At 41.3% G+C, this 281-nt stretch carries 1 protein-coding gene; it reads left to right on the top strand.

Going from position 1 to position 281, the window contains the following annotated elements:
- Window positions 1-281, top strand: a 281-nt coding sequence (locus ACVC43_RS00140) for a DUF7507 domain-containing protein (RefSeq protein ID WP_452222545.1), incomplete at both ends; no start/stop codon positions are given.

The following is a 281-nucleotide window of genomic DNA, read 5'->3' on the forward strand; positions in this document are numbered from 1 at the left end:
ATACTGGTAATGTGTCTATTGATAATGTGGTTGTAACCGATCCTTTATTAGAAGCTCCTAACCCAGTAGTTGCAATCGTATTTACTTCTGGTGATACTGATGGTGATAACGAATTAGATCCTACTGAAACATGGACTTACCCAGCCAACTATGCTGTAACACAAGACGATATCGATGCTGGACAAGTAACAAACCAAGCAACCGTAAACGGTCAAAATGTATTGACTGATGCTACGGTAACAGATGTCTCTGGTACAACAGCAACGACGGATGATGCGACA

This window comes from Lacinutrix chionoecetis (assembly GCF_053604665.1).